The sequence below is a fragment of the Acinetobacter sp. AOR18_HL genome, assembly GCF_027855145.1.
In the GTDB taxonomy this organism is placed as follows: domain Bacteria; phylum Pseudomonadota; class Gammaproteobacteria; order Pseudomonadales; family Moraxellaceae; genus Acinetobacter; species Acinetobacter pittii.
Genome location: NZ_JAKTIG010000007.1, coordinates 1 through 24,384, shown reverse-complemented (window position 1 = coordinate 24,384; position 24,384 = coordinate 1). Strand labels below are relative to the sequence as shown.

23 protein-coding genes and 1 pseudogene are annotated in these 24,384 nt (G+C 40.6%); 11 read left to right on the top strand and 13 right to left on the bottom strand.

Annotation, left to right across the window (positions count from 1 at the left end):
* Window positions 1-62 precede the first annotated feature (62 nt).
* Window positions 63-1,268, top strand: a complete 1,206-nt coding sequence (locus MKL51_RS02040) for an NAD(P)/FAD-dependent oxidoreductase (protein WP_032052068.1) — start codon at window positions 63-65, stop codon at window positions 1,266-1,268.
* A 94-nt stretch (window positions 1,269-1,362) separates the two neighbouring features.
* Here the strand turns inward: MKL51_RS02040 and MKL51_RS02035 are convergent, their stop codons facing one another.
* Window positions 1,363-2,055 carry a type 1 glutamine amidotransferase domain-containing protein gene (locus MKL51_RS02035; protein WP_032003727.1) on the bottom strand — a complete coding sequence of 231 codons (693 nt, stop codon included), beginning with the start codon at window positions 2,053-2,055 and terminating at the stop codon, window positions 1,363-1,365.
* A gap of 155 nt (window positions 2,056-2,210) precedes the next feature.
* On the opposite strand from MKL51_RS02035, the gene MKL51_RS02030 reads away from it, so the two are divergent.
* The gene (locus MKL51_RS02030; RefSeq protein WP_002113932.1) at window positions 2,211-2,627 is read left to right on the top strand and encodes a MerR family transcriptional regulator; all 417 of its coding nucleotides are present in this window, start codon (window positions 2,211-2,213) and stop codon (window positions 2,625-2,627) included.
* Between the two features lie 226 nt (window positions 2,628-2,853).
* Here the strand turns inward: MKL51_RS02030 and MKL51_RS02025 are convergent, their stop codons facing one another.
* From MKL51_RS02025 to MKL51_RS02015, 3 genes are all read right to left on the bottom strand, one after another.
* Complete coding sequence (locus MKL51_RS02025; protein WP_032052066.1) at window positions 2,854-3,921, bottom strand: saccharopine dehydrogenase family protein; 1,068 nt, start codon at window positions 3,919-3,921, stop codon at window positions 2,854-2,856.
* Between the two features lie 15 nt (window positions 3,922-3,936).
* On the bottom strand, window positions 3,937-5,175 hold the full coding sequence (locus tag MKL51_RS02020; RefSeq protein ID WP_032052065.1) for an NADH:flavin oxidoreductase/NADH oxidase family protein: 1,239 nt from the start codon (window positions 5,173-5,175) through the stop codon (window positions 3,937-3,939).
* 159 nt (window positions 5,176-5,334) lie between these two features.
* Window positions 5,335-6,165, bottom strand: coding sequence for an alpha/beta fold hydrolase (locus MKL51_RS02015; protein ID WP_002113902.1), 831 nt, complete (start codon window positions 6,163-6,165; stop codon window positions 5,335-5,337).
* A gap of 328 nt (window positions 6,166-6,493) precedes the next feature.
* Between MKL51_RS02015 and MKL51_RS02010 the strand changes: the two genes are divergently transcribed.
* A complete protein-coding gene (locus MKL51_RS02010) occupies window positions 6,494-7,390 on the top strand; it encodes a hypothetical protein (RefSeq protein WP_032052063.1) in 897 nt (298 codons plus the stop codon).
* A 143-nt stretch (window positions 7,391-7,533) separates the two neighbouring features.
* Here the strand turns inward: MKL51_RS02010 and MKL51_RS02005 are convergent, their stop codons facing one another.
* The 7 genes and pseudogenes from MKL51_RS02005 to abaQ all read right to left on the bottom strand — a co-directional run bounded on the left by MKL51_RS02005 (window position 7,534) and on the right by abaQ (window position 14,781).
* Entirely contained in the window at window positions 7,534-8,649 is a 1,116-nt protein-coding gene (locus MKL51_RS02005; RefSeq protein WP_032042328.1) for an NAD(P)-dependent alcohol dehydrogenase, read from the bottom strand.
* Between the two features lie 50 nt (window positions 8,650-8,699).
* The gene (locus MKL51_RS21015; RefSeq protein ID WP_227063886.1) at window positions 8,700-8,765 is read right to left on the bottom strand and encodes a GlyGly-CTERM sorting domain-containing protein; all 66 of its coding nucleotides are present in this window, start codon (window positions 8,763-8,765) and stop codon (window positions 8,700-8,702) included.
* Between the two features lie 45 nt (window positions 8,766-8,810).
* Window positions 8,811-10,295, bottom strand: coding sequence for an aldehyde dehydrogenase family protein (locus tag MKL51_RS02000; protein ID WP_080973475.1), 1,485 nt, complete (start codon window positions 10,293-10,295; stop codon window positions 8,811-8,813).
* A 51-nt stretch (window positions 10,296-10,346) separates the two neighbouring features.
* A pseudogene (locus MKL51_RS01995) lies at window positions 10,347-10,640 on the bottom strand (4-hydroxybenzoate 3-monooxygenase); the annotation flags it as partial.
* 241 nt (window positions 10,641-10,881) lie between these two features.
* The gene (locus tag MKL51_RS01990; RefSeq protein WP_032052061.1) at window positions 10,882-12,456 is read right to left on the bottom strand and encodes an aldehyde dehydrogenase (NADP(+)); all 1,575 of its coding nucleotides are present in this window, start codon (window positions 12,454-12,456) and stop codon (window positions 10,882-10,884) included.
* An 11-nt stretch (window positions 12,457-12,467) separates the two neighbouring features.
* Window positions 12,468-13,466 carry an AraD1 family protein gene (gene araD1 / locus MKL51_RS01985; RefSeq protein ID WP_032006274.1) on the bottom strand — a complete coding sequence of 333 codons (999 nt, stop codon included), beginning with the start codon at window positions 13,464-13,466 and terminating at the stop codon, window positions 12,468-12,470.
* A gap of 10 nt (window positions 13,467-13,476) precedes the next feature.
* Complete coding sequence (gene abaQ, locus MKL51_RS01980) at window positions 13,477-14,781, bottom strand: multidrug efflux MFS transporter AbaQ (protein WP_032042327.1); 1,305 nt, start codon at window positions 14,779-14,781, stop codon at window positions 13,477-13,479.
* 169 nt (window positions 14,782-14,950) lie between these two features.
* On the opposite strand from abaQ, the gene MKL51_RS01975 reads away from it, so the two are divergent.
* Window positions 14,951-16,684: an IlvD/Edd family dehydratase gene (locus MKL51_RS01975; RefSeq protein WP_032006276.1), complete on the top strand. Its 1,734-nt coding sequence runs from the start codon at window positions 14,951-14,953 to the stop codon at window positions 16,682-16,684.
* An 83-nt stretch (window positions 16,685-16,767) separates the two neighbouring features.
* Window positions 16,768-17,484 (top strand): FadR/GntR family transcriptional regulator, encoded by a 717-nt coding sequence (locus MKL51_RS01970; protein ID WP_002113901.1) that lies wholly within the window; start codon window positions 16,768-16,770, stop codon window positions 17,482-17,484.
* 67 nt (window positions 17,485-17,551) lie between these two features.
* Here MKL51_RS01970 and MKL51_RS01965 read toward each other — a convergent pair whose 3' ends face one another.
* Complete coding sequence (locus MKL51_RS01965) at window positions 17,552-18,346, bottom strand: TorF family putative porin (RefSeq protein WP_032006278.1); 795 nt, start codon at window positions 18,344-18,346, stop codon at window positions 17,552-17,554.
* Window positions 18,347-18,427: 81 nt separating this feature from the next.
* Window positions 18,428-19,342 (bottom strand): LysR family transcriptional regulator, encoded by a 915-nt coding sequence (locus tag MKL51_RS01960; RefSeq protein WP_270904163.1) that lies wholly within the window; start codon window positions 19,340-19,342, stop codon window positions 18,428-18,430.
* 100 nt (window positions 19,343-19,442) lie between these two features.
* Between MKL51_RS01960 and MKL51_RS01955 the strand changes: the two genes are divergently transcribed.
* From MKL51_RS01955 to MKL51_RS01930, 6 genes are all read left to right on the top strand, one after another.
* Window positions 19,443-20,549: a muconate/chloromuconate family cycloisomerase gene (locus MKL51_RS01955; protein ID WP_032006279.1), complete on the top strand. Its 1,107-nt coding sequence runs from the start codon at window positions 19,443-19,445 to the stop codon at window positions 20,547-20,549.
* Between the two features lie 23 nt (window positions 20,550-20,572).
* A complete protein-coding gene (catC, locus tag MKL51_RS01950; RefSeq protein WP_000897236.1) occupies window positions 20,573-20,863 on the top strand; it encodes a muconolactone Delta-isomerase in 291 nt (96 codons plus the stop codon).
* A gap of 160 nt (window positions 20,864-21,023) precedes the next feature.
* Window positions 21,024-21,944 (top strand): catechol 1,2-dioxygenase, encoded by a 921-nt coding sequence (catA, locus tag MKL51_RS01945; protein ID WP_032006281.1) that lies wholly within the window; start codon window positions 21,024-21,026, stop codon window positions 21,942-21,944.
* A gap of 134 nt (window positions 21,945-22,078) precedes the next feature.
* The gene (locus tag MKL51_RS01940; RefSeq protein ID WP_017386040.1) at window positions 22,079-22,750 is read left to right on the top strand and encodes a 3-oxoacid CoA-transferase subunit A; all 672 of its coding nucleotides are present in this window, start codon (window positions 22,079-22,081) and stop codon (window positions 22,748-22,750) included.
* An 18-nt stretch (window positions 22,751-22,768) separates the two neighbouring features.
* Window positions 22,769-23,422, top strand: a complete 654-nt coding sequence (locus tag MKL51_RS01935; protein WP_032006282.1) for a 3-oxoacid CoA-transferase subunit B — start codon at window positions 22,769-22,771, stop codon at window positions 23,420-23,422.
* Window positions 23,423-23,917: 495 nt separating this feature from the next.
* Window positions 23,918-24,384: beta-ketoacyl synthase N-terminal-like domain-containing protein (locus MKL51_RS01930; RefSeq protein WP_270904162.1), on the top strand; the 467-nt coding region annotated here is incomplete at its 3' end.

The window sequence follows — 24,384 nt, the reverse complement described above, 5'->3', positions numbered from 1 at the left end:
CACCCAAAATTTTGTGATGAGCTGGAACGTGTTGTCCGGAAATCTATCAAAAGGATAATCAAATGAGTAAGCGTATTATTATTGCAGGTTCTGGCTTTGCTGGCTTATGGGCTGCACTCGCTGCCCAAAGAGCAATTCACTTAGCGTCGCAAGAACAAAACATTGAGGTGCTGATGGTTTCCCCTAGCCCGAATGTTGGGATTCGTCCTCGTCTTTATGAAGCTGTGCTTGAAAACATGAACCCTGAAATTTCAGAGTTATTAAGTGTGGTTGGGGTTAAATTTCTGGCAGGTTGGGTAAATAAAATTGATGTCGACCAACAGGCAATTGAAGTTTCAACCACCGATGGCAGCAAACAAACTTTAAGCTATGACCGTTTTATTCTGGGAACGGGAAGTACCACTTTTATGCCCCCTATACCGGGTCTAAAAGAATATGGATTTAGCGTAAGCACTCTAGAAGATGCTGAAAAACTAGATCAGCACCTTAAAAACTTAGCAAATAAACCTGCAAATGCAGCGCGTAATACGGTGGTCGTTGCAGGTGGTGGTCTTACCGGGTTAGAAACTGTTACCGAAATGCCTGAACGTCTGCGTAGCATTTTAGGTGAAACTGATGCCCGTGTAGTTTTAGTGGATTCCTCAACAGAAATTGGCGCGGCGATGGGTGACCAAGCTGCGGCTGTCATTCGAGAAGCCCTTAACGAGCTAGGTGTTGAAGGTAAAGCTGGGCTACGAGTTACGGCGTTAGATGCATCAGGTGTAACGCTTTCTAACGGAGAAAAAATTGAAACAGAAACCGTGATCTGGACTGCCGGTATGCGGGCCAACCCACTTGCCTCTCAAATTGCTGGTGAAAAAGATAATTTGGGCCGTTTGATTGGGGATGCTTATTTACATGCACCTGAAGCAAAAAACATTTTTGTGACTGGCGACACTGTAAAAGTTCCAACCGATGATTTGGGTAATTTTAACGTGATGTCGTGTCAGCATGCTATGAGCTTAGGCCGTGTGGCGGGTTATAACGCTGCGGCAGAATTGGTTGATTTACCCCTTCATCCATACAGCCAACCAAAATATGTAACTTGTGTTGACTTAGGTCCTTGGGGTGCACTTTATACCGAAGGTTGGGATCGACAAGTTCAATTTGTGCGTGAAGAAGCGAAAAAAATTAAACAGGAAATTAATACTGTCTGGATTTATCCACCAGTTGCAGACCGTGAAGCAGTTTTTGCAATAGCAAACCCTGATTTTGTGATTGTTCCTTAAATTTAACCTCGTAGGATCAATCCATTTATTTAAAAACCCTAAAAGTAAGCCCATCGCTGGTCCTACTTTTAGGGTTTATATTTGAATTATTAAATTATGACTTTTCTAGCTCTTCTATTATCGCTAAAGCCGTCTTTTTAGCTGAAAAAGGGTTTTGACCTGTAATTAATTTGCCGTCTTGAACGACGTATGGTGCAAAAGGAATAAAAGCTTTTTCATAACGAGCGCCATATTCTTTCGCTAACTCTTCGGCATTGTACGGCACTTTTTTTGCCACCCCTGCCAAAACCTCTTCACTCCATGCAAAGCCTGTTAATTTTTTACCTTTTATAAGTCGTTCACCATTTGAAAGTCTGACATTGAGCAAGCCACAATAGCCATGACAAACACTCGAAACAATGCCGCCTTTTTCATAAATGTTTTTGGTGATTTCTTGCAATTCAGGGTTATCTAAAAAATCCCACATCACCCCATGGCCACCTGTGTAATAGATCACGTCATAGTCTTGCCAATTAATATCGGAAGGCTTAAAGGTATTTGCCAGCAGCGTAATAAAAGCCTGATCTTTTTCTCGGTCTTTAACAGATTTATCTGCCACTAAAGGCACAAGCGATTTTGGTTCAATTGGAGTTTTTCCACCATTTGGACTCACAATATCTTGCACATAACCTTGTTTTTCAAACTCATCATAGGCATGGGTAAGTTCACCTAACCACAGTCCTGTTTGTTGATCTACATCCTTATAGCGTGAAACATTGGTCACGACGTGTAATATGCGTTTAGACATTTTCTCACCTCATTTTCATATTTATAATTCTATTCTTTCGTCTATCAAAGCATAGAAAGTTGTTACTGAAAGTGTGTGCTTGGTAAAGTTATGAACCTTGCTTTTGTGTTACTATAAGTCTAAAGTTAGCTTGAATGTCAAGAGAGTATGTGGCTATGAATATTAGCGAGTTATCGAAATTAAGTGGTTTAAGTACCCCTACTATTCGTTATTACGAGCAAATTAAACTCTTGCCTAAAGCAAAAAGAAAATCGAATGGCTATCGTGAATATACTGATAACGATTTGAAACAACTTTCTTTAATCCAGCAAGCTCAACAAGTCGGGTTTTCTTTAGCAGAAATTAAAGCATTTTTGCCATCGAAAGTTGTCGCTTGGGACCATGATGCTCTCATTCAAACGATTGAAACCAAAATTCAGGAAATAGAAATTTTAGAACAAAAGCTAAAAGTCAGTAAGCAAAACTTACATACCATGATTGAAGCTATTAATAACAAACCAGATGAAATTACATGTGAGCAAAATGCAGAACGTCTGATGAATCTCTATTTTGACAACGCAAAAACACCATAATTTCAATTAGAGTTAATCGCTCTCGCGTTGTATAGATGGGTACTGGTATCAACTAAGTAACCAAAGCGTTTAAGTATCAATCTATAAATCTAAAAAAACGAATTACGGACCAACGCTGTAATTCGTTTTTTCATGCAAATACTATAGAAAAAAATCAGCCAATCTTTTGATAGCGAAAACCTTATTCGGGACCATCAATAAATGTGCTGTTTTAATAAAGGCTTTATTAATTAATGACCAGTGGACCAGAACCCGGTAGTTCGGTCACTAGCTTATAACCCATCAATTTTGCAGGTGTGTATGTACCACCCTTAACGGTATTTTTGAGCAAATAATTCACTACAGTCAGTGAACCATTTACGGTAAGGCTATAAGCGTTTTCCGTTTGGATGCGGGCGGTTTTGATTTCCCCACGTGAATTTCTTGCTTCACCCCAAACATAGGTGGGTACTTTTGCGCGGAGTTCCTCATTTGGCCCAACAACCGTTTTTTCTATACGCGATTTAATAAACTTCTGTACAGCATTTAGTTTTAATACTGGGCGTAAATAGTTCATCATTTTCGCACCAAAAATCATTTTGGGAAATGCGGGTACAAACACTTCAATGTTTGGAATACCTGTTGTATAGAAAGCTGTAGATACGTCTCCCCACGGAACACTCATGGCACTTTTTTTACCATCACCAAAATCAATGGTACGCACATAATGGGCTAATGGAACGGTGGTAATTTTGCCGTTTTTACGAATTTTTCCACCTTCGGCCATGCCTTCTGTACTTGTTTTAGCTGTACCTGGTGAAAACCCTGTTCTAGAGTCAAAACCAAGCGCTAAATGGGTCGTATCTGGTAGTGCTTCTTTCAGTGCAGCGGCAACACAATCTGTTGGAATCACATCAAAACCGACACCCGGACAAAGCACAACATCGGCTTCTTCAGCTTGACTATTAAGTGACTGTACCAATTCAAATACAGCGATTTCACCAGTAATATCTAGATAGTGAGCACCAGCCTTTATACAAGCTTCCATCATGGGTTTTGATGTTGCTGAAAATGGCCCTGCACAGTGCATCACCAATTTAAAGCCTTGGAGTTGTTCACTTACCGCATCTATGTTATCCAGCCCAAAAGCTTTATAGTCAAGTCCCAACTCTTGAGCTAATGTTTCAACCTTAGCTTTGTTACGACCAGCCAGAGTTGGTTTTAGACCTTGGCGTACAGCTTCACGAGCGATTAACTCGCCCGTGTAGCCATTTGCTCCATAAATTATCCAGTTTGAATCGTTAGGATTTGTCATAACACAACTCACTTATTAAGAAGCAAATGAATAGTCACGCATGCCTTTTTTGTATTGGCGGGTACGGCATGAAATCGCTGATTGTTGCAAAATTAAAGCCCAAGCTGGTGAAACATTTGGTTTTGTTTTTTTACCAGAGCTTAAATTACGTAACTGGAATTTGACCACCGCCATATTGGCAAGTGAAGCAAGTGTTTTGTTCTTCCAAGTAATCGGTTTTAATTCAGGGCTAAGATTCTGGCCTTGTTTCCAAGCATTTGGCAAATTAGGTTCAATCGCTAGAGCTGTGGCAATACCGACCATATCTACACCGCTTTCAATCACTTTCTCTGCCACTTGTTTACGGCGTATGCCACCTGTCACCATAACAGGCATTTTGGCAACTTTACGAATTTCTTGTGCAAATTCTAAAAAATAAGCTTCACGAGCAAGAGTACGGCCATCACGTGCTTGACCTTGCATGGCAGGTGCTTCATAGCTACCGCCTGAAAGTTCAACCAAATCTACAGCGTGTTCATTTAGCATTTTAACTACTTGTTGAGCATCTTCAACGCTAAATCCACCGCGTTGGAAATCAGCTGAGTTCAGTTTTACTGCAACAGTGAACGTAGGCGAAACGACTTTACGAACTGCTTCCACAATCTCAATTAAAATACGAGCGCGATTTTCTAAAGAACCACCCCACTGATCTTGGCGTTTATTGCTGAGTGGTGAAAGAAACTGGCTTAATAAGTAACCATGTGCTGCATGAATTTCTACACCAGTAAACCCAGCTTTTTCACTTAGACGCGCTGTGTTTGCAAAACGCTGAATCACCTCTGCAATCATAGATTCAGTCATTTCAATTGGTGTATTAAAACGATTTGACATTTTGCCAAGATCAAGTGAAATAGCCGATGGCGCCCAAGTCTGCTGACCAAGGTTTGCTTGCATTTGACGCCCCGGATGGTTAATTTGAAGCCACACCTGAGCGCCTTTTGAGCGACCAATTTGTGCCCATTTTTTAAAAGTATCTAGATGCTTTTCATCTTCTAATACTACACCGCCCGGTCCAGTCATCGCTCGGCGGTCTACCATCACATTTCCAGTAATAATTAGACCTACGCCACCATTTGCCCAAGCTTGATATAAACGCATTGATTCTTCTGATGGTGCATGGTTTAAATCAGCCATGTTTTCTTCCATTGCCGCTTTAGCAATACGGTTAGGAACATATGAGCCATTTGGGAATACTAATTTTTCGAACACTTTCATTGGAATGACCTCATTCAGTATGGCTTTACTTTAAGATTAAAGCTAACTTTAATGTCAATACCTTTTAGCATTTCTATATTTATTACTTTCAATTTCATTTACTTATAAATAAAAAAGAGGCACTTAATAGGCCTCTTTTTTAAAGTTTAAAGCTTTAAATTATTCGCGAATAAACGTCAACAAGTCAGCATTAATCACTTCATGGTTTACAGTTAACATACCGTGAGAAAAACCCGGATAGATCTTGAGTTGGCTATTTTGAAGTAACTCAGCAGATTTTACGCCAGACGTTTTATAAGGCACGATCTGATCGTCATCACCATGTAACACCAAAACAGGAATGGTGATTTTCTTTAAATCTTCGGTAAAGTCAGTTTGTGAGAACGCCACAATACCATCGTAATGCGCTTTTGCACTACCCGTCATACCCTGACGCCACCAGTTAGCAATAATACCTTCAGATGGTTTCGCATCTGGTCGGTTAAAACCATAGAACGGACCAGATGGAAGATCTCGGAAAAATTGCGCACGGTTGGTGAGAACCTGATTTTGCAGATCATCAAAAACTTCTTTTGGTAAACCTTCAGGATTATTTTCAGTTTTAACCATCAGTGGCGGAACTGCACTGACAAGAACAGCTTTTTTAACATTGTCTTGGCCATGACGTGCAATATAATGAGCTACTTCACCACCGCCCGTTGAGTGGCCAATGTGAATTGCATTTTTAATATTCAGATGTTTAACCACTTCTGCAACGTCATCTGCGTAGTGGTCCATATCGTGACCATCCCACACCTGACTTGAACGTCCATGTCCCCGTCTATCATGGGCAACTACACGAAAACCTTCTTTAAGGAAAAAAAGCAACTGTGTGTCCCAATCATCTGAACTTAAAGGCCATCCATGATGAAAAAATAAAACTTGGGCATCCCGTGGTCCCCAATCTTTATAGAAAATTTCTACGCCGTCTTTTGTGGTTACATATCCCATCTTTGTTCTCCTGGTGAAAAACTGCTTGTTGATTCGTTATAAAGGATTGAATATTTATACTAAGTTTAAAGTTAACTTTAAGGTCAACTATCTTAATCGTCTTTTAAAAATAAAATTTATATGAAGACGCTAGGCGACATTGTATCTTTTTAATCTTTAATTGTTTTTATTTTATTTCCCTTAAATGTCAAAGACTTTACACCTCAAAATTAAAGACTTGACCTTAAAGTTAGCTTTAATCTTATAGTTTCTGTATTGATTCTAAATTAACACGTCTTGAAATATACAGCATTAGCTACTCGGTCAATTAATATAAAGGTGAACTTTCATGAATACAAAACAACAGTTTACTGAAGTTGAATTTGGGCAACAAAAAGTCAAAGTACCCAAAGGTGGTTATTATGACCGTTTCAGAATGAACCCCGATTTAGATGAAGTCGCGCAAGATCCTGCTGTTGGCAACATCGATTTTTTCCGTCATATTCCTAAAAAAATTGTGGAATCCCGAGTAGGTCCTGTTTGGGCACCCAATTTTTATTATCGTAGTGCAAATGTACAACTGCTCATGCTTGCACCTATTAAGCAAATTAAAGCAAAACTTCCTGCTGACTTAACGCCATTACAACCATTTCCGGGTTACGGGTTGGTTGCTGTTACGTTTTTTACCTATTCTGTTTGTGACAATGACCCTTATAACGAAGTGTCGATTGCGATTGTTGTCCGTAAGCCTAATGCTCGTGGTTCACATATTGCAGAGTTAATGAAATCGATGCGTCAACGTCATTTTTATGCTCATGTTTTAGCTTTGCCTGTTGATACTGAAATCGCCAGAGTGCGTGGTGTATATGGTTACCAGCTACCAAAATGGTTAACTAAAATTGACGTCAACATTAACTCAAAAGAAGTGCAAGCCGATATTTTTGATGTTAATGGCAAATTGGATTTAAGCTTAAAGACCGCTGTACCGACTTTAAAATATGTTGATTCTGAAACACATATCAACAGAGCCACCATGCTACATGTTGTTGATGGTAAATGGCATCAAACTGAAGTTGAGTCCAACATTCTTTCTTTTGCACAAAAACTTTTTCCAAAGAATGTTCAACTTGAGAAAAATGAGGGACCGTTAAGTACATTGCTAAATGAGCTTAGTGCTTCAACTATTCTCCGCTTAGATATTATTGAGGATGCTCAGGTGGTGCTTAATTTGCCAGTTAAAGTTTAACAATCAGTTACTTGGTTGATTTAATTTAGTTAAGCTAGATATACGTATTAGTTTGAAGTATTCAATTGTAAGAAATTTAAATTAATTATGGTTTATAAGAATTTTAAAAGGTCATATCAAATAAATGCCATGACCTTTTAAATTTAACCAATCTTTAAAATTGGTTTGAGTGTTATACCTTCTTGGCTATCGATTGCTGCTTGATTAATATCTTTAAAATCATAGAACCTGATCAGTTTATCAAATGGAAATTTACCCTGTTGATATAATGCAACCAGTTCTGGAATAAAGCGTTTAGCAACACTATTTCCTTCTACCACACCTATGATTGATTTACCTCCAATCAGTAAATCATTTACATCAAAAGCGGCAGTTACCCCTAATGGTGGTGCACCAACAATTGCAATTTTGCCGAGAATACCAAGTGCATCAATGCCCTGTTTTACAATTTCAGGACGGCCTGTAGACTCTAGTGCAAATTGAACACCACCTTGCGTAATTTCCTTAATTGCTTCAATGGGGTCTTGGACTTTACTATTAATAACATGTGTTGCCCCTAGTTCTTTTGCAAGAGTTAAACGGGACTCCACAATATCGACAGCAATGATCGTAGTTGCTCCACATACTTTTGCAGCAAGCAATGCACTTAATCCAACGGCACCTGCGCCCCATGTCACAAAGCTGCTGGCAGGTCTAACACCTAATGCATTTATGACTGCACCTGCGCCTGTCTGTATTCCACAGCCCAATGGACCCAATAATTCTAAAGGCACATCTTGAGTGACTTTTACTGCATTATTTTCACGGCTGATCGCATAGGTTGCAAATGAAGATTGTCCAAAAAAATGGTCATGTACTTTATGATGATCGTGTGTACAAATTGCAGAATTCCCTTCGGGATCAGTGCCACCAAAGTTACGACCAAAAAAGTCCTGACAATATGCAGGATTCCCACTGCCACATTGCTCACAAATCCCACAATATCCATAACTAAGAACTACATGATCACCGATTGCTAAATCTTTCACATTTGGACCAATCGCTTCTACAATTCCCGACCCTTCATGTCCTAATACCGCTGGTAAAGGAACAGGATAATATTGATCTCTAACAATTAAATCGGTATGACACATACCTGTTGCTACGATTTTTACCAAAACCTCATCATCTTGGGGTTCACGAATCTGAAGTTGCCTGAGTTCAAAATCTGCACCTTTGCTTTGGGTCACAGCTGCAGTAATCTCTGTAAAATTTTTCATATCTCAACATCCTGTATCAGATTATATTTTTATAAAAACAAGCGTCTTATTCACAGTTCCTTTCGTCTGGACCAACAGCCCCCTAAAAATAGAATGCTATAGATTCCAAGTGAAATAACATCTAAAACAAAATGTATCTAAGCTTAATCAGATACCAAGTTTTATTTTTGCGCCGTAACCCAATGGGTGGTCGTATATTCCTCAACGATCCATTGATCATTGAAACGGCCTAAACCTGAGTTCTTTTCGCCGCCGAATGGGGCATTAGGATGATCGGCAACCGAAATCTCATTAATATGAGACATACCTGCCTCAATCCCCAACGCAAATTTCACTCCACGTTCATGATTTGAAGTACACACCGCACTCGATAAACCAAATTCAGTGTCATTGGCAAGTTCAAGTGCATGAGCTTCATCACGTGCTTTTAAAATTGGTAGAACTGGACCAAAACTTTCTTCTTTCGCCACAGCAAAATCTGGCTCAACATTGATGAACACATGAGGTCCAACCAAATTGCCCTCAATTCCACCGTCAAAGAATAACGAAGCACCTTCATTTTGTGCTTGCTGAATAATACGGCGGATATTGTCAGTTTGCTGATTATTAATAATTGGCCCAACTAGAGTCTCTTCATTGGCTGGATCACCAACTTTAATGTTTGCCAAAGCAGGACGTAATTTTTCTAGGTATTGATCATAAATCTTTTCATCAATGATGACGCGGTTGGTACTCATACAAATTTGCCCTTGATGCAAAAAGCGTCCCATTACCGTTAAATTCACTGCAAGGTCTAAATCAGCATCGTCCAAAATTACTAATGGCGCATTGCCTCCAAGTTCTAAGCCAACACGTTTAATCCGTCTGGCAGACATAGCTTTTTCAGCTACTCGCTTGCCGATCTGTGTTGAACCAGTAAATGAAATAAACTTGCTTGTATCATGCTCAACCACATAGTCGCCAATTTCACTGCCTGCCCCGACAATTACATTCAACACACCCGCAGGGGCATTTGCCAATTCAAAAATTTTGGCAATAATCAACCCACCTGTCACAGGCGTATCACTTGCTGGTTTAAGAACAATAGTATTACCCAAAGCAATTGCAGGAATCACCGAGCGCATGCTCAAATGGAAAGGGAAATTCCAAGGACTTATGACTGTAATTACACCTAAAGCTTTATGGAATACTTGACTAACTTGTCCCTCATGGGCAGGTTTTAAATCAATTACCTCATTTACAGCATTCGCATATTTTAAAGATGCTTGAGAAATTTTAAGTGCCGCATCTACTTCAATATTCGCTTTAAGTCTTGAACTTCCAGCTTCATTTATTAACCAATCTACAAGAGATTCACGATGTTGTGTAATCACCGCAATAATACGTTCAATCAGAGATTGACGTTCACTCACAGTGGTTTTTTGCCATGATTTAAACGCTGATTGCGCAGCTTGATATGCTGCATCAACATCTTGTTGGCTGGCTCCTTGAATATCATCAATATGCTGACGAGTATAAGGATTTGTATTCGTTACAATTTTATTCGATGAACCGTTAATCCATTGTCCATTGATAAATTGTTGGTTAAAACTCTGCGCTAAACTCATGGTATATCCCTTTTTAAAGAAGCAATCCATCTGCTTCATTGTTTAATATCGTCTAATCTTATTTTTCAGGAAGAAATAAGATCGACTATGCTATTGTATTACAATGATTTCTTCATATTTAGGTATAACTTTATCCTGATAAGGTAAACCTACATAATTTTCGGCCAATGTCGTAAACCCAGCATTAGAATCTAAAATATAGTTCAGTTCAGCCTGCTTAATTTTATGATCGAATTCCGTTTCAAAACGATGCAGTAAATTTGTCATCCGCCATGAAAAGCGCTCTACTTTCCAAACACGTTTCAAACATTTTTCAGAATACTCATCTTATGTCGAATTTCTTTGATAGAACTCAATTAAAGCACTCAATAAATAGGTAATATCAAGTGAAGTTTTCCATCACATTTTCTCCATATCCTGATCCATAAATTATTTTTTTTAGAGCGCTTTTGATATAGATAAATTTCAGTAAAAACCGATTAATGATTTTAATGTCCGCATATCGGACAAAATGATTATCAAAAAAAACTAGATATTGAAGGGCTATTAATCAATACATTTTGCTTTAGATTTATTATTCGAAATAGTAAAAAGAGACCAGCGAGTGGTCTCTTTTTTAAATTGCTTAGATAGCCTCTCTGGTCATCTCACCATTCACCAATCTTAAAATCTGCAATGGATTGCTATCTTTTAAAGCTTCTGGCAATAAACTCTGCGGATAGTTTTGGTAACACACAGGTCTTAAGTAACGGTCAATGGCCAAGGTTCCAACTGAGGTGCCTCGTGCATCTGAAGTGGCTGGGTATGGCCCGCCGTGCACCATTGCATCACACACCTCAACACCTGTTGGGTAGCCATTTATAAGTAATCGACCGGCTTTTTCCTCTAAAACTGGAACTACATCTGCAAACTCGGTTAAGTCAGCTTCATCAGCAATTAAAGTCGCGGTCAGTTGCCCATTCATGCTTTGTAAGGCCTGAATGAGTTGGGCTTTATCTTCAACTTCAATGATGACTGTGGTTGGCCCAAAGATTTCTTCTTGTAAAAGCTGGTCACCTGCTAGCAATAATTCAACATCAGCTTTAAACAGTTGCGGTTGCGCCTGATTGCCTTGCTGGGTTTGACCTGCCAAATGTTCAATACCTTGATGCTCAGTTAAATGCTCAAGACCTGCGGTATAACTTTTTAAGGTGCCGGCATTCAGCATAGTCTGTGCAGGTTTGCCACCTATAATTTCGGTTAGGTTGCTAATGAGCTGAGTAAACTCGGCTGATTTAAAACCTAAAATTAAACCCGGATTGGTACAGAACTGACCACAGCCTAAAACAACTGAGTCGGCTAAGTCCTGTGCAATCTTTTCACCACGGGTTTTTAAGGCTTCTGGTAACATCAACATTGGGTTAATGCTGCTCATTTCAGCAAAGACCGGAATCGGTTGTGGACGGGCTGCGGCCATATCACATAAAGCTCGTCCACCACGTAGTGACCCCGTAAAACCTACAGCCTGTATTAAAGGATGCTTCACTAAAGGTTCACCCACGCCATTACCATAGATCATGTTAAATACACCTTTAGGCATATTTGATTTTTCTACGGCACGTTCGATTGCCTGAGCCACAAAATCCGCTGTGGCCATATGCCCACTATGCGCTTTTACCACTACAGAACAGCCTGCCGCTAGTGCCGAAGCAGTGTCACCACCTGCGGTTGAAAAGGCGAGCGGAAAGTTACTTGCCCCAAAGACTGCCACAGGGCCGACACCGATTTTAATCTGACGCAGGTCTGGGCGAGGTAAAGGCTGACGCTCAGGTAAAGCGGTATCAATACGGGCACCTAAAAAGTCACCACGGCGCAGCACTTTGGCAAACAAACGCATTTGCCCACTGGTACGACCACGTTCGCCTTGCAAACGTGCAAGTGGCAAAGCAGTTTCCTGTGAGACGATTTCAAGGAAATCTGTACCCAAAGCATCGAGCTCATCGGCAATATTTTCTAAAAAAGTAGCACGCTGTTCAGGAGACGTATGGCGGTAAGTTTTAAACGCTTGACTTGCTGCTTCACAGGCTTGATTCACCTCTTGTTCGGTTGCATGGTGAAACTCATAAGGCAAAGTTTCGCCAGTCGTTGCATTGACACTTTTTAGTAAAGTGGAACTTTGTGCGCTGCGTGAACCGCCAATAAAGTTGTGTCCAATGACCATTTTTATATTCCTTAGAGAGTAATAACTGAACCGATCGGTAGCTCTGGTTGTGTATGGGCAAGCTTATTTTTGAGTGGAAGTCCGAACTCTTTCATCTCTATTTCAAACTCATCGTTGACTTGCGCTTGAATACCATCAGCGAAAGATAGAGTCGCTGTACCGAAATAATGGATATGTACATCGCCTGCTTTTAAGAATTGTTGATACTTAAAGTGGTGATATTCCAGATTTGCCAAGCTATGGCACATATTGTCTTCACCCGACAAAAACTCTTTTTCCCAAATGATTTGTCCATTACGGCGTAAACGGCTAGTTCCGACTAAATGTTTTGGTAATTCGCCTGTCCGTAAAGCTGGACCAAAACTACAAAAACGTAATTTTGAATGCGCCAGATATAAATAATTACGACGCTCCATCACATGGTCAGAATATTCATTGCCCAGCGCAAACCCGATTCGGTAAGGCTTTAAGTCTTCGCCAATAACATAGAGGCCTGCAATTTCAGGTTCTTCGCCGCCGTCTTCGGCAAATGGAGGTAAAGGCAGCTCTGCTCCCGGCCTTACCACAATTGAACCGTCGCCTTTATAAAACCACTCTGGTTGTGCTCCGATCTGACCTTGTGCTGGACGGCCCTTTTGTAGCCCCCATTGAAATATCCGCATGGTGTCGGTCACCGAGCTGTCATCGCTTAAATTTTGTTGATGCATTTTGTCGCGTGCAGATGCAGAACCTAAATGGGTTAAGCCTGTACCGGACACCAGACAGTGCGTTGGGTCTGGATGATCTAAAGGCGGCAATACCTTTAAATCTGCTAATAAAGATGAATAATCATAGGTTTCCACTTCAAAGCCTAACGCCTCAACTTGCTGTTCCAGTGAAACTTGATTGCGGATTGCTAAAAGTGCTAAATCACGAACCGATTGAATATCTTTAACCGGATATGCCATGTTGCCTTCTACTTTAGCGACAGCACGTTGATTTGCACGATTTTCAAATTGAATAATTTGCATGTTTTATTCCTTACAAAGGCTTTTGAATATTCACTGTTTGTGTTTTTTGACGTTCGAGCTTGGCATAGACGATGTAAGTCAAAATCAGACCAAAAAGCATGACGATAGATAAGAAATACAAACCAGCAGCCATATTTCCCGTGTATTCTTTTAAAAGTCCGATACCAAATGGCCCGACATAGCCACCTAAATTTCCGACAGAATTGATTAAGGCAATACCAGCCGCTGCACTTGCGCCTGTTAAGAATCGGCCCGGTAATGTCCAAAACACGGCAGTAGATGAAAATAGACAGAACGCAACCACAGCCAAAGCAGCCAATTGCATGACTGGAGAATTTAGCCAACCACTTAAAAACATTGCACAAGCGCCTAGTGCGTAGAGAAAACTTAAATGTCCGTAGCGGTCATTTAGACGATCGGTACTACGTGGAATAATTAACAAACCAATAATTCCAAAAACGTAGGGAATGCTAGATAGGAAGCCAATTTGAAGATCAGTACCGCCTCCAAATTGCTTGATAATAGAAGGCAACCACAGATTTAAACCGTAAATACTTAAAGTCACTGGTAAGTAATACAATGCTAATAAAAGTACGCGTTTGTCTTTTAAGGCATGCAGTGGATTGGCATGTCGGGTTTGGTCATATTCGGCTTCATCTTTAACAAGTTCATTTGTAAGCCATTGTTTTTGTTCAATACTCAACCATTTCACTTTATCAATATTATCTGGCAACCACAGGAATGTCGGTAAAGCCAATAAAACCGCGGGCAAGCCAACTGCAACAAACAACCATTGCCAGCCGTGCAAATTTGCAATGCCATCCATTCCAAGTAATAGACCAGCTAAAGGCCCTGCAATCATCATGGCAATCGGTTGTGAAAGCACAAACATTCCCATGATTTTTCCGCGATGCCGCACCGGATACCACTGTGTAATTAAATATAAAACACCCGGGAAAAAGCCTGCTTCTGCTACACCAAGTAAAAACCGTAATAGATAAAAACTTTTAGGGCCTTGAATGAGCGCCATGGCCATGGTGATGAGGCCCCATGTTAATAAAATGCGGGTAAACCATTTACGAGCACCAAATTTGTCTAAAAGCAAATTACTTGGAACTTCAAAAAGAAAATATCCAATAAAAAATAAGCCAGCTCCTAGGCCATAGGCAGCATCACCAATTCCTACATCGGCCCCCATATGCAAATGGGCAAATCCGACAGCGGCCCGATCAATGTATGCCACCAGATATAGTATGACTAATGCAGGTATCAGCTTAAACGTGACCGTCCGTATTACATCCTTTTCGAAATCCATGTTCGACTCCATTTCCTATTATTTACTTATAGAGCATCTTGCTCGTAAATTATCCTTTCAATTTAAAATATAGTAATACTATTTAAATTTCAAACCTTTTAAAAATAAAATTTATGGTGTATTTTTAATTTAATTAATTCTAATAGTAATACTATATAAGGAAATTTGTATGAATAACAAACAAGTTCTTCGTTCGGCTGCCTGGTTTGGTACAACGGATAAAAATGGCTTTATGTATCGCAGTTGGATGAAGAACCAAGGAATTCCAGATCATGAGTTTCAAGGTAAACCGATTATTGGAATTTGTAATACGTGGTCTGAACTCACCCCATGTAATGCGCATTTTCGAAAAATTGCCGAACATGTAAAAAAAGGGATTTTAGAAGCGGGCGGCTACCCTGTTGAGTTTCCTGTGTTTTCAAATGGTGAGTCGAATTTACGTCCTACCGCCATGTTTACACGCAACTTAGCCAGTATGGATGTCGAAGAAGCGATTCGTGGTAACCCTATTGACGGTGTGGTGTTACTGACAGGTTGTGACAAAACCACCCCTGCATTATTAATGGGAGCTGCAAGCTGTGATATTCCAGCTATTGTAGTGACTGGCGGTCCCATGCTAAATGGTAAGCACAAAGGTAAAGACATTGGTGCAGGTACCATCGTTTGGCAAATGCATGAAGAACTCAAAGCAGGCAAAATTGATTTAAATGAATTTTTATCTGCTGAATCTGGTATGTCACGCTCGGCTGGTACATGTAACACCATGGGTACAGCTTCTACAATGGCGTGTATGGCTGAAGCCCTAGGCACTTCTTTACCCCACAATGCGGCCATTCCAGCGGTAGATTCTCGCCGTTATGTGTTGGCTCATCTTTCAGGTATGCGCATTGTTGACATGGTTCATGAAGATTTACGTCTTTCCAAAATCTTAACCAAAGAAGCCTTTGAAAATGCGATTAAAGTCAATGCAGCTATTGGTGGTTCAACCAATGCCGTAATTCACTTAAAAGCAATTGCTGGACGCATTGGGGTTGATTTACAACTCGATGACTGGAACCGTGTTGGCCGTGGCATGCCAACCATTGTTGACTTACAGCCTTCAGGCCGTTTTTTAATGGAAGAATTTTATTATAGCGGCGGCTTGCCAGCCGTGATTCGTCGCATGGGTGAAGCCAATCTCTTACCACATCCACACGCTTTAACCGTAAATGGTCAAGCCATTTGGGAAAATTGCCAGCAATCACCTATTTATAACGATGAAGTAATTCGGAAAATAGATAACCCAATTCGCCAAGATGGTGGCATGTGTATATTACGCGGTAATTTAGCCCCTAAAGGTGCGGTGCTTAAACCATCTGCTGCCACACCTGAACTGATGAAACACCGTGGTCGTGCAGTCGTATTTGAAAACTTTGATGATTATAAAACCCGCATTAATGATCCAGACCTTGATGTTGATGAAACTTGTATTCTTGTGATGAAAAATGCCGGCCCTAAAGGCTATCCCGGCATGGCAGAGGTTGGAAATATGGGACTACCGCCAAAGGTTTTAGCCAAAGGCATTACCGACATGGTTCGTATTTCCGACGCACGAATGAGTGGAACAGCGTATGGCACGGTCGTTTTACATGTTGCCCCTGAAGCTATGGCAGGTGGGCCTTTGGCCGTAGTTCAAAATGGTGACTTTATCGAACTTGATGCCTATGCTGGAAAACTTCACCTAGAAGTGAGTGATGAAGAACTTAAGCAACGTCTTGAAAATTTAGCACCACCAGCTCCACCAAGTTTTATTGGCGGTTACCGTAAGCTCTATGTAGAACATGTTTTACAAGCCGATGAGGGCTGTGATTTTGATTTCTTGGTCGGTTGCCGTGGCTCAGAAGTTCCACGTCATTCCCATTAATATTTATTCTTGAAAAAGATGATCTTGTTAAAACACAAGGTCATCTATACCATAGGATATTCAACATGTCGTAATAGTGAAATATGAGTAAAGCTGACTATAAAAATCCTATTCCAAGCAAAAGCCAACATGCATTAATTGTTCAACAATTGGGATTAAAAATTGTTTCTGGAGAAATTTCAGAAAATGAGAAACTCCCAAGTGAAGTTGATTTATGTGAGGAATATAAAGTCAGCCGCCCTGTCTTTCGCGAAGCAATCCGTGTTTTAAACGCTAAAGGCTTAACTTACTCAAGACCCAAAATTGGAACTGTGGTAAGGCCTAAAGAAGAATGGCATTTACTCGATCCAGATGTATTGTTTTGGCTAATTCAAACCACGCCTGAACACGAATTTTTTAAAACACTTTCTACCGTACGACGCGTTTTAGAACCTGAGCTTGCTTATATTGCAGCAAGTACAGCAAACGAAGAAGATATTGAACGCATTAAACATGCCTATGATGGGATGGAAAAAGCAACAACAGTTGAAGAATTTATAGAGCCAGATATTCAATTTCACTTAGCAATTGCCAAAGCAACGCATAATGACTTATTGGCTTATATGTCAAAAATGCTGGTTTTACCTTTACAGCAATCTATTCAAGTCACCAGTCTACGCCCAAATTTACAAGGCCATTCACTACCTAGACATAAAGCGATTTTAACCGCAATTGAAAATAAAGATCCGCTCTCGGCTCGCCATGCTTCACTTGTTCAGCTAGACGACACCAAAATGGCTTACGATTTAATTAAAAAATAATTTGATATATTCACTATTTAAAGCCTGATCACTCAAAATAAAGTAATCAGGCTTTTTTATTTATAAATTAGAATACCTTTTTAACTAAGACAGTAAATGTCGAATCAATCGGATTTGAAATTGGCGCATCAGGTTCACCATTACTATACTTTTTATAGAAACCATCTTTGTCCCAAGCTTTGGCATACGCTAAACCAGTAGTCCAGCCATCCCCTAAATCTTTAATCAATTCGACTTTCATATCTTGAAAGTTAGCTTCCGAGAAATTTTTAATTCTTTCATAGCCATAGTGAGCACCAAAAGTCCAAGACTCATTGATAGGCTGAGTAAAAGTTAGATCTAGATAAGTTGTTCCTCGTGAACGTTTACCTGCTGGGCCACCCATCGTATCTGAGTTATAGCCTGCATAATCTGGAGTGTAGGTAATGAAATATTTAAGAGTCAAAGGCCCATAACCAATTTGAGGCACAATTTCGCCATAGTTATAACTGGTACTCCCCGTTTCAGGCGTACTTTTGGCTCCTGGATAATAGTAATAAAAAACCGTCATTCCAGCTGAAAACTTATCAAAAGTTTTTATATAACCTGTATAAAAATCCCACTCAACTGAAGCATCACGAATATATTTGGAACTTACATTCGAGGCCCAAGTTCCCACAAATAATCCATTCGGATTTGCATAATCTAGACCAATTTGTAATGCTGGCTTACCCCAAGTTTGTTGAAAACCACGTGATATATATTGACTTGCGAAGGTTACATTAGCACTGTATGGAGAAATTTGTTCTTGTTCGTTTACTTGTTCAGCATGTACAACACCAGTAGACATAATAAGAGAAGCTATCCCTAAAATTTTTCTCATCTATTAATTCCTATTAAATATTACCTATAATCTTAAAGTTTTAAAATAACATGATAATTCAATTTAAAACGTATTAAAAAGTTATAAATTTAAATTTCTGGACACTTCTTCTTCGCTATAAATTTCTTCAATACAATCTAAAATTTTAGGAATATACGAACTTTGGTCCATATTGCGCATAGAAAGAGAAATGGGACTATAGGCTTCTAAGTCTAAGATATTTAAATAAGTTAGATTCTTCATTCCAATATCACAGGCACTTTCTGGAATAATACAAATACCCTCGCCCGATGCTACCAAACCAAGCGCCATGTGAATTTCTCGTACTTCAGTCAGCTTGGCCGGCACAAGACCTAATTTAGTAAATAAAGCTTGAATAGTGGTAGAAAAATTGGGTTTAGGTGTCGTTGGATAAGAAAAAATTGTCTCATTAATAATTTGAGATAAATAAATTCCCGATTCTTGGAACTCACTTAACGGATGCTTTTTATGAATCGCGAGTTTTAATTTTTCTTTTCGAAGTAAAAGTCGTTTAATCGCTGGATCGCTAATGGGTAAACGACCAAAACCTAAATCAATTTTACCTAGTTTTAATGCTTCGACCTGATCACGTGTACCACATTCAATAAGCTCGACATGAATGTCAGTATTTTTTTGTCTAAATAGATAAATGACCTGCGGTAATCGCCCGTAAAGAAGCGAACTCACATAGCCAACTTTAACAACATTCTCGACTAGCTTCAGTTTCTTTGCCATAGAAGCAGCTTGAGCTGTATGGGTCAAAATCTGTACCGCATGTTGGTAAAAAAACAGCCCTGCTTCAGTCACTTTTAATGGACGTGAGCCTTTCACAAATAGATCAATGCCTAACTCTTCCTCTAGTTTTTTGATTTGGCGCGTGAGTGGTGGCTGAGCAATAAAAAGCTTTTCTGCGGCCTTAGTCAGACTTTGTTCTTCAACAACGGTAACAAAATAACGTAGATGTCTTAATTCCATTAATATACCTTTTTAGTATCTTAAAATACCGTTCTATATCTATTTTAGGCTATTACATTCTTCTATGGTATGTAAACAAGTTTGAAATAGTTGAAACTTCATGTATAGAACCATAGAAACCATACTTGTGGATATTCCAACTATCCGTCCTCACCAGTTGTCTGTGACTACCATGCGTACTCAGACTTTGGTGCTCGTTAAAATTACGACCATGGATGGTATTGTCGGTTGGGGTGAAGCGACCACCATTGGTGGACTGAACTATGGTGAAGAAAGTCCTGAAAGTGTCAAAGCCAATATTGATACTTACTTTGCACCATTACTCACATCAGTTAAAGACTTAAACGTTGCACAAACGCTAAAACTGATTCGTAAGAATATTAATGGTAACCGTTTTGCGAAATGTGCCATTCAGACTGCTCTACTTGATATTCAGGCCAAGCGCTTAGGCGTGCCATTAAGTGAAGTTTTAGGTGGCCGTCTACGTAACAGTTTACCTGTACTTTGGACACTCGCGTCTGGCGACACAGAAAAAGATATTGCTGAAGCGCGAAAAATGATTGAGTTGAAACGTCATAATACGTTCAAACTCAAAATTGGTTCACGCCCTTTGCAACACGATGTTGATCATGTGATTGCAATTAAAAAAGCACTAGGTGCAGATATTAGTGTACGCGTTGACGTAAATCGTGCATGGTCAGAGCTGGAATGTATTCAAGGTATTCAACAGCTACAAGATGGCGGAATTGATTTAATTGAACAACCTTGTGCTATTCAAAACACTGAAGCACTTGCGCGTTTAACACAGCGTTTTGATGTCGCAATCATGGCGGATGAAGCTTTAACTGGTCCTGACAGCGCATACCGTATTGCAAAAAGTCATGGTGCAGATGTATTTGCCGTGAAAATTGAACAATCTGGTGGTCTGATCGAAGCGTGTGAAGTTGCAAAGGTTGCAGGTTTGGCTGGAATCGATCTTTATGGCGGCACTATGCTTGAAGGCCCGGTAGGTAGCATGGCTTCTGCTCATGCGTTTGCAACCTTTGAAACATTAGCGTTTGGTACTGAATTATTTGGTCCGTTATTGCTTACCGAAGAAATTTTGAAAGAACCACTACGTTACGAAAACTTTGAATTGCACTTGCCAACGACTCCCGGCTTAGGCATTGAAATTGATGAAGATAAAGTCGAGAAGTTACGTCGTTAAGGCAACAGGATAAGGAGTTTCCCATGTTATTTCATGTACGTATGGATGTGCATATTCCACTTGATATGCCAGCCGACAAAGCAAATGAAATTAAGGCCGTCGAAAAAGCCTATTCGCAAGACTTACAGCGTCAAGGTAAATGGCGTCACATCTGGCGTATTACAGGCCAGTACTCAAACATCAGTATTTTTGATGTCGAGAGTAATGAAGAATTGCACAATATTTTACAGGGTTTACCTCTCTATCCCTACATGAACATCGAAGTGATGGCACTTAATCGCCACCCTTCTTCTGTTCGTGATGATGATTCGTAAACCAAAAGAATTTTTTAAATGTGATCTCTGAAGTCCATTTAAAAACCAAGCAGATTATTCAGAAGGTAACAAGGAACGTGGCGGCACTTATTCGCTAGCAAGACAAAATGCCCGCAGCGCTGCCACCCAAAACCGTATTGCATACTTAAGGAGTTTTAGTATGAACCGTCAACAAATTGATGCGCTTGTAAAACAAATGAATGTCGACACTGCAAAAGGCGAAGTTGATGCACGTGTTCAACAAATTGTAGTGCGCCTTCTCGGGGATTTATTTCAAGCCATCGAAGATTTAGATATTCAACCTTCAGAAGTATGGAAAGGTTTGGAATATTTCACAGACGCAGGTCAAGCAAACGAACTTGGTCTTTTGGCAGCTGGCTTAGGTTTAGAGCACTATCTTGATTTACGTGCAGATGAAGCTGATGCCAAAGCTGGTGTTACGGGTGGCACACCGCGTACTATCGAAGGTCCACTGTATGTAGCTGGCGCACCTGAATCTGTTGGTTTTGCGCGTATGGATGATGGTACAGAATCTGGCAAAATCGATACCTTAATTATTGAAGGTAAAGTAACCGACACGGATGGCAATATCATTGAAAATGCCAAAGTTGAAGTATGGCATGCCAACAGTTTGGGTAACTATTCATTCTTTGATAAGTCTCAATCTGACTTCAACTTACGTCGTACCATCTTAACTGATGCTGATGGTAAGTATGTTGCATTAACAACTATGCCTGTAGGTTATGGTTGCCCACCAGAAGGTACAACTCAGGCCCTTCTTAACAAATTAGGCCGTCATGGTAACCGTCCATCTCACGTTCATTACTTCGTTTCTGCACCGGGTTACCGCAAGCTGACTACTCAATTCAACATTGAGGGTGATGAGTACTTATGGGATGACTTTGCTTTCGCAACCCGTGACGGCTTAGTTGCAACAGCAGTTGATGTGACTGACCCAGCTGAAATTCAACGCCGTGGTTTAGATCACGCTTTCAAACACATCACATTTAACATCGAACTTGTTAAAGATGCCGCTGCTGCTCCTTCAACTGAAGTTGAGCGCCGTCGTGCTAGTGCTTAATTGAAAGTATATGTGAGTTAAAAGTTCGCTTTTGACTCACAAAGTTTATTCCATTTATTACTACCATTAAGAATTTAAATAAATTTTTAGCGGTAGTAATACATCACGTTACCTCATGCTCTAGGGTTTCTCACATGATTGACAAAAGTAAGTCCTCACTAAGCGAGGTTCTATCGCAGATTAAAGATGGTGCAACCATTCTGATTGGTGGTTTCGGTACCGCAGGACAACCCGCTGAACTCATTGACGGTCTTATTGAACTTGGCGTTAAGGACCTGACCATTGTGAGCAACAATGCCGGTAATGGCGATTACGGTCTGGCTAAGCTGCTTAAGGCTGGTTCAGTTAAAAAAGTCATCTGTTCTTTCCCACGTCAGTCTGACTCTTATGTTTTTGATGAACTTTACCGTGCGGGAAAGGTCGAGCTTGAAGTCGTACCACAAGGTAATCTGGCGTGCCGTATTCAGGCAGCCGGTATGGGCCTAGGCGCTGTGTTTACCCCAACAGGCTTTGGAACACTTTTAGCCGAAGGCAAAGAAACCCGCGAAATTGATGGTAAAGACTACGTACTTGAATATCCGATCAAGGCTGACTTTGCTTTGATTAAAGCCTACAAAGGCGATCGTTGGGGCAATCTGGTTTACCGTAAATCTGCACGTAACTTTGGCCCGATTATGGCCATGGCTGCGGATGTCACTATTGCTCAGGTTTCTGAAGTGGTTGAGCTAGGTGGTTTAGACCCAGAGCACATCATCACCCCAGGTATTTTTGTACAGCACGTTGTACAAGTAGCGCCAGCACAGTAAGCAATAAGGAGAAATAACATGAGCTACCAGAAACTCAGCCGTGACCAGATTGCACAACATGTGGCACAAGATATTCCAGATGGCGCCTATGTAAACCTAGGCATTGGCTTACCAACCAAGATCGCTAGTTACTTACCGAATGACAAAGATATTTTTCTTCATTCTGAAAATGGCCTATTGGCTTTTGGCCCACCGCCAGCTGCAGGTGAAGAAGATCCTGAACTGATTAATGCGGGTAAAGAGTTTGTGACCATACTTGAAGGCGGCAGCTTTTTCCACCATGGCGACTCATTTGCCATGATGCGTGGTGGTCACCTTGATATTGCAGTACTCGGTGCATTTCAGGTTGCTGCGAATGGTGACTTGGCCAACTGGCACACGGGGGCACCGGATGCGATTCCTGCTGTGGGTGGTGCGATGGATTTGGCGGTTGGTGCCAAGAAAGTATTTATCACCACAGATCATGTGACCAAGCAAGGTGAGCCGAAGATTGTGGCTGAGCTGACTTATCCGGTTACGGGTAAGAAATGTGTGGATCGTATTTACACTGACCTATGTGTGATTGACGTGACTAAAGATGGTTTGAAGGTGATTGAGAAAGTGGAAGGTCTTAGCTTTGATGAGCTACAAGCTTTAACGGGTGCAACTCTGATTGATGCGACTCAAGGGTAAGGTTTACACAGCATAGCCAATGCTACTACGGTCATTGCCTGTAAATGATAGTGGTCTTCGAAAGCCCTTTGTATAGGCAATACCTTACTTTTTAAGGATAAAAAGTAACAAAAATCCTTTGTTACTCTGACACAACATCCCTGTTGTGCTGAGCAACGAGGCGACATCCGTGTCGCCATCGCGAAACACTGAATAGAACTCTTTGAATACGGTTCTTGCTTATTAATTTGGATTTTACCGTAATTCGCTATTGTGACAGGCGACATGGATGTCGCCCGTTGGACAGGGAGGCATGGAAGCCTCCTCTGTTCAACAAAGGTTTTTGGTTACTTTTTTAAAAAAGTGACAAGAATTAGCTACTGGCATTTGACTCAACACGATAAGACTCTGTCATGACTACTTTTAACTTAGTAACCATGATGATCGCCAGCAAAATCTGGAAAAGTCTAACAATGTGGCAATGACAGCAACAGATTTCAAAATGGAAATGTAAGAATGAAAAACGCTTATATCATCGATGCCATCCGTACCCCATTCGGCCGTTATGCCGGTGGCCTTGCACCTGTCCGTGCCGATGACCTTGGCGCTGTGCCGATTAAAGCGCTCATGCAGCGTAACCCAAATGTAGATTGGGAACAGGTCGATGATGTGATTTATGGCTGTGCCAACCAAGCCGGTGAAGATAACCGTAACGTGGGTCGTATGTCAGCATTACTTGCAGGTCTACCGTATCAGGTACCGGCAACCACCATTAATCGTCTCTGTGGTTCTTCACTCGATGCGATTGCCATTGCTGCCCGTGCCATTAAAGCCGGCGAAGCGAACTTGGTGATTGCAGGTGGTGTAGAAAGCATGAGCCGTGCACCCTATGTGATGGGTAAGTCTGACAGTGCTTTTGGCCGTAGCCAGAAGATTGAAGACACCACCATGGGCTGGCGTTTCATTAACCCTAAACTTAAAGA

Coding starts and splice junctions, on each gene's coding strand:
- MKL51_RS02040 (WP_032052068.1), top strand. CDS start 63: ATGAGTAAGCGTATTATTATTGCAGGTTCTGGCTTTGCTGGCTTATGG.
- MKL51_RS02035 (WP_032003727.1), bottom strand. CDS start 2,055: ATGTCTAAACGCATATTACACGTCGTGACCAATGTTTCACGCTATAAG.
- MKL51_RS02030 (WP_002113932.1), top strand. CDS start 2,211: ATGAATATTAGCGAGTTATCGAAATTAAGTGGTTTAAGTACCCCTACT.
- MKL51_RS02025 (WP_032052066.1), bottom strand. CDS start 3,921: ATGACAAATCCTAACGATTCAAACTGGATAATTTATGGAGCAAATGGC.
- MKL51_RS02020 (WP_032052065.1), bottom strand. CDS start 5,175: ATGAAAGTGTTCGAAAAATTAGTATTCCCAAATGGCTCATATGTTCCT.
- MKL51_RS02015 (WP_002113902.1), bottom strand. CDS start 6,165: ATGGGATATGTAACCACAAAAGACGGCGTAGAAATTTTCTATAAAGAT.
- MKL51_RS02010 (WP_032052063.1), top strand. CDS start 6,494: ATGAATACAAAACAACAGTTTACTGAAGTTGAATTTGGGCAACAAAAA.
- MKL51_RS02005 (WP_032042328.1), bottom strand. CDS start 8,649: ATGAAAAATTTTACAGAGATTACTGCAGCTGTGACCCAAAGCAAAGGT.
- MKL51_RS02000 (WP_080973475.1), bottom strand. CDS start 10,295: ATGAAGCAGATGGATTGCTTCTTTAAAAAGGGATATACCATGAGTTTA.
- MKL51_RS01990 (WP_032052061.1), bottom strand. CDS start 12,456: ATGGTCATTGGACACAACTTTATTGGCGGTTCACGCAGCGCACAAAGT.
- araD1 (WP_032006274.1), bottom strand. CDS start 13,466: ATGCAAATTATTCAATTTGAAAATCGTGCAAATCAACGTGCTGTCGCT.
- abaQ (WP_032042327.1), bottom strand. CDS start 14,781: ATGGATTTCGAAAAGGATGTAATACGGACGGTCACGTTTAAGCTGATA.
- MKL51_RS01975 (WP_032006276.1), top strand. CDS start 14,951: ATGAATAACAAACAAGTTCTTCGTTCGGCTGCCTGGTTTGGTACAACG.
- MKL51_RS01970 (WP_002113901.1), top strand. CDS start 16,768: ATGAGTAAAGCTGACTATAAAAATCCTATTCCAAGCAAAAGCCAACAT.
- MKL51_RS01965 (WP_032006278.1), bottom strand. CDS start 18,346: ATGAGAAAAATTTTAGGGATAGCTTCTCTTATTATGTCTACTGGTGTT.
- MKL51_RS01960 (WP_270904163.1), bottom strand. CDS start 19,342: ATGGAATTAAGACATCTACGTTATTTTGTTACCGTTGTTGAAGAACAA.
- MKL51_RS01955 (WP_032006279.1), top strand. CDS start 19,443: ATGTATAGAACCATAGAAACCATACTTGTGGATATTCCAACTATCCGT.
- catC (WP_000897236.1), top strand. CDS start 20,573: ATGTTATTTCATGTACGTATGGATGTGCATATTCCACTTGATATGCCA.
- catA (WP_032006281.1), top strand. CDS start 21,024: ATGAACCGTCAACAAATTGATGCGCTTGTAAAACAAATGAATGTCGAC.
- MKL51_RS01940 (WP_017386040.1), top strand. CDS start 22,079: ATGATTGACAAAAGTAAGTCCTCACTAAGCGAGGTTCTATCGCAGATT.
- MKL51_RS01935 (WP_032006282.1), top strand. CDS start 22,769: ATGAGCTACCAGAAACTCAGCCGTGACCAGATTGCACAACATGTGGCA.